Raw genomic sequence first — 8,309 nt, 5'->3', positions numbered from 1 at the left:
TGCGGAATTTTCTCGGGTTCGTAAAAGTTTGCTAAATTAGTTGCTTAACCACGCAACTAACCATACACAAAACCGTTGTATGTCATTCAATAAAAAACGTATTAGATATGATAAAAGGACTTTACGAAACTCATTTATACGTTGAAAATTTAGAAAACTCAATCGAATTCTACACTAAAGTTCTTGGACTAAAACAATGTCGTTTTGGAGCGGAACGTAGAACCGCCTTTTTCTGGATAGGACCTGACAAACAAGCAATGCTCGGATTATGGGAAAAACCAAAGGAGGAAATTGACTTGAGACATTTCGCTTTTGAATGTGACCCTGAATGGATAATAAATAAATCAATTGATTTTTTAAAATCCCACAATTTAAACTTTTGGAACTTTCTACAAGACGACAATGAAAAACCAATGGTTTTTTGTTGGATGCCAGCTGTATCAATTTATTTCAGTGATCCAGATGGACATTATCTCGAATTCATCGGAATATTACCTGGTCAAATCAAAGGAAATGTTGAAAAACGAGTTGTTACTTATAAAGAATGGCTTGGAATGCAAAATGAATAAAAGCGCCATCCAATAAGCGTTAGAAAGAAAACTACAAGGAAATTGAGGAAAATAAACTAAATAATATGAAAATTAAAAATAGCGAACTTACTGATGTCTCTAAAATATTTGATTTATATAGAATCGCAACGGACTATATGAAATCGAAAAATCAAGTTTATTGGCCCGTATTTCCAAAGGAATTAGTCGTAAGTGAAATAGAAGAAAATAGACAATGGAAATTATTGATTGACGATAAAATTGCTTGTATTTGGGCTACAACTCTAAATGACGAATTGATTTGGGGAAACAAAAAAGACCCTTCATTATATATTCATAGGATTACGACTAACCCAGAATTTAGAGGTCAAAATTTAGTTGAAAAACTAATTGAATGGGCAAATAAATTTGGTAAAAGCAAAAATCTAAAATTTATAAGAATGGATACTGTTGGCCTAAACAAAGGCTTGATTGAACATTATGAAAAACTCGGGTTTGAATTTTTAGGTGCCAAACGACTTGAAAATACAAACGAATTGCCTGAACATTATAAAAATGGAAAAGTATGTTATTTTCAAAAAACAATAACCTAACAACAAGTGATATGAAAATAAATTATAACAACAAAAGATTTAGTCCTGTTCAGAATAGTGAAAACGCAGAAACAACACCAGAGACAGTTTTCAAATACAAACAAAAAGGAAATATACTTACATCAGAATATAATGGTGGACAAATTGTTTATGGCCATTTAATTGGACTTGTAGATGAAAATGGTAATATCGAAATGAGGTATCATCAAGTGAATAAAAAAGGAGAATTAATGACTGGAATTTGTTGCTCTAAACGCGAACTGTTACCAAATGGAAAAATTAGACTTTATGAAGATTGGAAATGGACCTCTGGAGATAAGTCGAGCGGAAAATCTATTTTAGAAGAAATATAAGTCCATTAAAGTAGAAGAGAAATACTGTTGGTAATAACCTAAAAACAAACTAATTAATGAACTTTAGAGAAGCTACAAAGGATGATATTTCAAAAATTGTGGAAATGATTGCGGACGATGAACTTGGAAAAAAAAGAGAGAACTTTAAAAACCCATTGCCAAAAGAATATCTTAATGCTTTTGACAAAATAAACTCTGACCAAAACCAAGAGTTGATTGTTGTTGAGAATGAAAACTTTGAAATTATAGGAACTTTACAATTGTCATTTATTCAATATCTGACTTACATTGGCGGAATTAGAGCCCAGATAGAAGCTGTAAGAATTAGGAAAGACAAAAGAGGGCTAGGAATTGGAAAAACGATGTTTAAATGGGCAATAAATAGAGCAAAAGAACGGAATGCTCATTTGTTACAATTAACGACTGATAAAAAAAGACTGAAGGCTATTAAATTTTATGAAGATTTAGGATTTAAAGCGACTCACGAGGGAATGAAAATACACTTTGAATAAAAACGCCATACAACACCGTATATAATTTATTGCTGGCTTCTTGCCTACTTTCGAAAGTCCTCACAGACTTTCTTTGTCTGTAATTATTTACTAAATTAATTGCTTGAAAAACGCAACAAACCATATACAAACCCGTTGTGGTGCATACGAGAAAAATGGTAAATAACATTAAAATATCGTCCTTGATTATCTTGATTTTTTCAATTTTAAGTTGTCAAAATACGGAACAGAAAACTGTAAAAATAATCGAGACGGATTATGGACTTTACAAAAATGAAAATGACAGTATTGCGGTTGAATTAAAACTAAAGGAATTTAATGACTGGCAAAAATTACTCGAACGGACTGAACAAATTGTCTGTAATGATAGTCTTCCAAAAATAACTTTTGACAACGATAGCATTATAAAAAGAGTTTATCTGAGGAATCCTTGTTGGGAAGGAATAGGCTGTATTTTGATTAAGCAAAAAAATATAATTCAAATACATAATGATACGATTAGTAAATCAGACAGATTTTTTTATCCATTAGATAGTTTAGCAAGTGTTCTGAAAAAAGACTTTGAAAATAATGGTAAAATTCCATCTTGGAGCGTTAGTCCTGAAAAGTTAATGATTTTCATTTCTTACGACAATAGTAAAATGGAAAGATTTCCCAAAACATTGGAAAGAGTAATTAATGAATACGAAAAACTAACGGACAGCGTTGTGTTGAAAATATGGCTGAATGAAAAGTTTGATATTCCGCCACCACCGCCACCACCAAAAGAAATAGGCGAAATTGAATTAATTGAAGATGAAAAATAAGTACGACACCACAACACCGTGTATAATTCATTGCTAGTACTCGCTTACTTACGAAAATCCTCGCGGATTTTCTATTCGGTTTGTATTTGCTAAATTAGTTGTTGAAACACGCAACGAAATCATACACAAACACGTTGTGCATAATGCGGAAAATCGTTCCAAACATCAACTTTTGAACAAAAAAAAGCCAACCGCACAAACAGCACATTTATTTTTTCCCAGCCACAAAAAGCCAACGCCTAAAAAAATAAAAGAGCTGTTTTTTGCCAACGCTCAAAAACGGGACACAAAACAGAATTAAGAAATAACTTTGCAATACCATTGCATTGATATTTATTTATCTTTGTGTCAATGAAATTCGTTACTATCATATTATCATTGTTAATCCTTGCGTTGTCAATTACACCTTGTTCTGACGGAAATAATTATGAAGACCAACACCAAGACGAAATAAGCGCAAATAACAACCACCAAGAAGATAGTGACGATTCTTGCCCAGTAACCTGTGTTTGTGATTGTTGTGGAATAGCAATCACATACCAGCTACTTCAAACTTTCGAATTAAGTATTAACAACTCAATTTCTACAGAAATAATACCTGTTTATCAATCAATTTACAGATTTGATTATCATTCCAATATTTGGCAACCGCCACAATTAATTAGCTAAAATATCGACCAAAAGTCAAAAATTTTTAGTTAATTAATTTTTACATTTTCAATGAATAAATACATATTGAGCGCAATGCTCACAATCGTAATGTGCTTTTCTATAAAAGCGCAAACATCTGATATACAAATAAAAGTAGTTTCAGAATCCGAAAACGAACCGTTATTAGGAGCAACAGTATATTTTGAGGAATTAGAAAAAGGAGCAGTAACCGATTTTGACGGAATTGCAACTTTTACAGAAATTCCAAACGGAGAACATATTATAATAATTTCATATTTAGGTTTTGAAACCTTAAAAACTACTATTCTAATCCCGAATAATTCAGATTTAATTTTCAAATTAAAAAGTGGTGGAAACGAATTGGACGAAGTTGTATTGCAATCTTCAAGAAGTACAAGAACGGTAAGAAAAATTCCAACAAGAATAGAATTTATTGGAGCAGAAGAATTGGGTGAAAAAGCCATTATGAATCCGACTAATATCTCAATGGTACTTCGTGAAAGCACAGGAATTCAAATGCAACAAACTTCTTTAAGTAGCGGAAGTACAAATATTAGAATTCAAGGACTCGATGGACGTTACACACAACTTTTAAGAGATGGATTTCCTCTTTATGGAGGTTTTTCAAGTGGTTTGAGCATATTACAAATTCCACCTTTGGACTTGCAACAGTTTGAAATTATTAAAGGAAGTTCTTCAATACTATATGGTGGAGGAGCAATCGCAGGATTGATAAATATGGTTTCAAAAACACCAGACGAAGAACCAGCTTTAGATATTATGCTAACGCAAACCCAAGCATTAGGAAGTACAGCAAATGTATTTTACAGCAAACGAAATGAGAAATTTGGTGTTTCACTTTACGGTTCTGGTCATTCTCAAAAAGTATACGACCCAGAAAATGATGGTTTTAGTAATTTACCAAAAACAACATCAATTTCATTCAACCCAAAATTCTTTTATTATCCATCAGAAAAAACAACCTTTTGGATTGGTTTAAATGGAACTTACGATGACAGAATTGGTGGAGATGTAACAAAAATTGAAAGCGGAGAAAATGGAATTCATCAATATACTGAAGAAAATATCTCAAAAAGAGTAAGCAGTCAAGCAGTTTATAAAACACAAATAGATTCAATAAGCTCTTTAAACATAAAAAATAGTGTTTCCTTTTTCGATAGAAACCTTACTATTCCAGATTTTAATTTTGACGGTAAACAAATCAACACGTTTACAGAAGTTACCTATCAAAAAGCAACTTCAAAAGCTGATTGGATTTTTGGTGCAAACTTATATACATCAAACTTTGATGAGAATGATAACGCAACTTTACAACGTGACCAAACAGATATAACTTATGGAATGTTTGCAAACAATATTTATGACCTTTCAGATAATTGGATTTTAGAAACTGGATTGAGAGCAGATTACAATACGGATTTTGGATTTTTTCCACTTCCAAGAATTTCATTATTGTATAAAAATGACAATGGATTTTCAAGTAGAATTGGTGGTGGTTTAGGCTACAAAATACCTGATATTTTCACAGAGGAAGCAGAATTTATAAATTTCGAAAATGTACTTGGTATAGATAAATCAAACTTAAAAGCAGAACGTTCTTATGGTTTAAATCTTGATTTTAATTATAAAACTCGTCTATTCGAGAGTATAGGTTTTTCAATTAATCAGCTTTTTTACGTTTCTGCAATAAACAACGGTTTATTATTAAATAGTACAGATGACGGATTGTTTGCATTTGAAAATGCAACCGACGAAATTTTAAGCAAAGGAGCAGAAACAAATATAAAGTTTACATACAAAGACTTTCGATGGTTTTTAAATTATGCGCTAATAGATACAAAATTGAACTATTTGGCAGGAAATCCGCAAAAGCCTTTAACAGCAAAACATAACGCAGGAAGTGTGTTAATGTATGAATCAGAAAAATGGCGAATAGGTTATGAAACATTTTATACTGGAAAGCAATTTTTATCAAATGGAACTGAAACAACAGACTTTGTAACAATGGGTTTACTATTAATGCGTAATTTTAAATTTGGTAGTGCATTTGTGAACTTTGAAAATTTCACAGATAGAAGACAAAGTAGATTTTCACCATTGGTTTTACCACCACACGAAAATCCTATATTTCCAGAAATATATGCACCAACAGATGGATTTATATTTAGCGTAGGCATAATAATTAAACCATTTGGAAACGAAGACCACGATTAATTATGCAAACAATAGAAGAATTATTAGAATCTAAAAATATTCGTGTAACAGCAATGCGTTTGTTAATCTACAAATTCCTTACAGAAAAGCAAATTGCTGTTACATTAAGCGATATAGAAAATGCTTTTGAGAAAGCAGATAGAACAACGTTGTACAGAACCGTCAAAACATTTGAAGAAAAAGATATTGTACATCAAATAGACGATGGTACAGGTATTACAAAATATGCTTTGTGCGAAAAGGGATGTAATTGCGAAATTGAAACCGATTTGCATTTGCATTTTCATTGTAACAACTGTAACGAAACTGTTTGTTTAACAGAGCATAAAATCCCTCAAATTAAAGTGCCTGATGGTTTTGTTTCAGAAAACGTAAACTTGGTTGTAAAAGGAATTTGTGATAAATGTAGTGGTCAGTAATTGCACTTCCATTGCATTGATTTTTATAGCATTTTTACATAAAATTAGAAATTATGTTACTATTCGCTTTTCTCATATTATATTTTTTATTGGTGTTTGTTTTAAGGTCTGTATTGCTTTGGAGAAAAACAGGAATAAATCCGTTAACATTTAAAAAAACAGATAATGCTCACGATTACAATGGTAAGGTTTTTACATTTATTACAGTTTTTGAGCTTATTGTTGTTGGAATCTATGCTTTTAAAAATGAGTGGTACGAATATTTACTTCCTTTTTGGTATTTAGAAAATCCTATTTTACAAAAGATTGGCTGGACTCTTTTGGTTATATCATTAATTGTTGTTTGGATTTCTCAAAGTCAAATGTCAAATTCTTGGAGAATTGGAATTGATGAAAATAACAAAACCAAATTAGTAACAAAAGGAGTGTTTTCAATTTCAAGAAACCCAATATTTTTAGGTATTATGATTGCGAATATTGGATTATTTCTTGTAATTCCCAATGCGTTTACTTTACTCATAATCTCATTATCTACTTTAAGCGTGAATACACAAATAAGATTAGAGGAAGAGTTTTTAAAACGTGAATTTGGAAATGAATATATACAATACGCGGAAAAAGTGAGAAGATGGATTTAAACTAAAGACACAGAATTGCCAACGCTCAAAGCCATACACATTTCCAGTCGCATCAACCACGCTTCACCCAAACTGTAAAAGAGTATGTCTTGCCAATACTCACTTTTGAACTAAATAACAAAGCCGAACGTGAAAAGCACTATGCACAACAACGTGTATAAACCATAGCTATTACAGGCTTTTCGAGAGGTTTTTGCTTATTTATTAAGTCCGCCAAATTTTTATTTTTGTATATTTAGAAATTAAAAGATAAATAGAAAAAATAAAAATTCGGCTCGTGCTAAATCCGAAAAGTTAGCGTTTATTTATACGCTACGTTTCATACACAAGACCGTTACCACACATATGAGAAAAACGTTACTAATAACAACATTACTTCTATCTTTCAATGGATTTTGTCAATCTACCCAAGATTGTGAAAAAATTCTAAAAAAGGAAATAAATCTGATTCCAAACGACACGGATAATTTGAAAAGATTTGTAGAAGACTTCTCACTACTTAAAAATTGTGGACTTGACGATGGAGATATCGAAGTTTTTTCAAATGGTCCAGTTTTAGGAACAATTTTAGTCGAATTAGCCTCAAATAAAGAAAGTGATGCCAAACTAACATTTCAAAATCTATATGATAAAGTATTGGAATTTAAAGAATCAGAAGCTTATGAATTAACCAAAACGACAATATTAGTTTCAAATGAACTGGCAAAAAGACCTGCGAATATTGACAATTGGAACCAAGACAAAATTTTATTAGAAAAATTGGAAGTCCCATCTGATTTTATAGATGAGTTTCATAATTATTTAAAAGAACATTCTAATCCGGAAAAAACATATAAACAAGTTTTCGCAGATTTTCAAGAAACTAAAAAATCAAAAAAGTCAGAAACAAAGCCAACCGAAAAAGAATATGACGGAATTTTTAAAAACGCTGGTAATGTCGACTATGATGACCTTTTAAATGAATCCATAGAATTTAAAAAGCCATTGCTTCTATATTTTACAGGCTATGCTTGTGTAAACGCTAGAAAAATTGAACATTACGTTCTATCCGACAAAACAATCACAGAAAAATTAAAAAATGAATTCCATTTTGTGAACCTTTATGTTGACGATAGAACAAGTTTACCCGAAAATGAAAGTATAAAATCTAAAACGAATGGAAAATTATTAAAATATGTTGGACAGAAACATTCGGAATTACAAACTGAAAAATTTAAGAATAATTCGCAACCTTACTTTGTGATTATAGATAAAAACGGAAATAAAATAAAGGACATTGGTTATACCACAGAAATAAAATTATTTGAAGAATTTTTAAACACAGAAAAATAAATACGTGTGGTAACACCGTATATAATTTATTGCTAGTTCTAGCCTACTTACGAAAATCCTCTCGGATTTTCTATTCGGTTTTTATTTGCTAAATTAGGTGTTTAAACCACGCAACAAACCATATACAAACACGTTGGCTTCAATAACTCAGCACAACCAAAATTGGAATTTTAAGCTATTAAAACATTTAATTAAAGCCGA

At 31.1% G+C, this 8,309-nt stretch carries 10 protein-coding genes; all 10 read left to right on the top strand.

The window, feature by feature from the left end:
- Nucleotides 1–107: 107 nt before the first annotated feature.
- The 10 genes from Q0891_RS17055 (at nucleotide 108) to Q0891_RS17010 (ending at nucleotide 8,108) form a co-directional block, all read left to right on the top strand.
- Complete coding sequence (locus tag Q0891_RS17055) at nucleotides 108–569, top strand: VOC family protein (RefSeq protein WP_299103553.1); 462 nt, start codon at nucleotides 108–110, stop codon at nucleotides 567–569.
- A gap of 65 nt (nucleotides 570–634) precedes the next feature.
- A complete protein-coding gene (locus tag Q0891_RS17050; protein ID WP_299103552.1) occupies nucleotides 635–1,141 on the top strand; it encodes a GNAT family N-acetyltransferase in 507 nt (168 codons plus the stop codon).
- 11 nt (nucleotides 1,142–1,152) lie between these two features.
- Nucleotides 1,153–1,494: a n-acetylglutamate synthase gene (locus Q0891_RS17045; RefSeq protein WP_299103551.1), complete on the top strand. Its 342-nt coding sequence runs from the start codon at nucleotides 1,153–1,155 to the stop codon at nucleotides 1,492–1,494.
- A gap of 56 nt (nucleotides 1,495–1,550) precedes the next feature.
- Nucleotides 1,551–2,006 carry a GNAT family N-acetyltransferase gene (locus Q0891_RS17040; RefSeq protein ID WP_299103550.1) on the top strand — a complete coding sequence of 152 codons (456 nt, stop codon included), beginning with the start codon at nucleotides 1,551–1,553 and terminating at the stop codon, nucleotides 2,004–2,006.
- Between the two features lie 155 nt (nucleotides 2,007–2,161).
- The gene (locus tag Q0891_RS17035) at nucleotides 2,162–2,812 is read left to right on the top strand and encodes a hypothetical protein (protein ID WP_299103549.1); all 651 of its coding nucleotides are present in this window, start codon (nucleotides 2,162–2,164) and stop codon (nucleotides 2,810–2,812) included.
- A gap of 351 nt (nucleotides 2,813–3,163) precedes the next feature.
- Complete coding sequence (locus tag Q0891_RS17030; protein WP_299103548.1) at nucleotides 3,164–3,481, top strand: DUF6660 family protein; 318 nt, start codon at nucleotides 3,164–3,166, stop codon at nucleotides 3,479–3,481.
- Nucleotides 3,482–3,532: 51 nt separating this feature from the next.
- Nucleotides 3,533–5,719: a TonB-dependent receptor gene (locus tag Q0891_RS17025; RefSeq protein WP_299103547.1), complete on the top strand. Its 2,187-nt coding sequence runs from the start codon at nucleotides 3,533–3,535 to the stop codon at nucleotides 5,717–5,719.
- Between the two features lie 2 nt (nucleotides 5,720–5,721).
- Nucleotides 5,722–6,138 (top strand): Fur family transcriptional regulator, encoded by a 417-nt coding sequence (locus Q0891_RS17020; protein ID WP_299103546.1) that lies wholly within the window; start codon nucleotides 5,722–5,724, stop codon nucleotides 6,136–6,138.
- Nucleotides 6,139–6,191: 53 nt separating this feature from the next.
- A complete protein-coding gene (locus Q0891_RS17015; RefSeq protein ID WP_299103545.1) occupies nucleotides 6,192–6,776 on the top strand; it encodes an isoprenylcysteine carboxylmethyltransferase family protein in 585 nt (194 codons plus the stop codon).
- A gap of 345 nt (nucleotides 6,777–7,121) precedes the next feature.
- Nucleotides 7,122–8,108 carry a thioredoxin fold domain-containing protein gene (locus tag Q0891_RS17010; RefSeq protein WP_299103544.1) on the top strand — a complete coding sequence of 329 codons (987 nt, stop codon included), beginning with the start codon at nucleotides 7,122–7,124 and terminating at the stop codon, nucleotides 8,106–8,108.
- Nucleotides 8,109–8,309: the final 201 nt, after the last annotated feature.

Source organism: uncultured Winogradskyella sp. (genome assembly GCF_947498005.1).
Classification (GTDB): domain Bacteria; phylum Bacteroidota; class Bacteroidia; order Flavobacteriales; family Flavobacteriaceae; genus Winogradskyella.
This window is presented reverse-complemented; position numbering and strand designations above follow the sequence as displayed.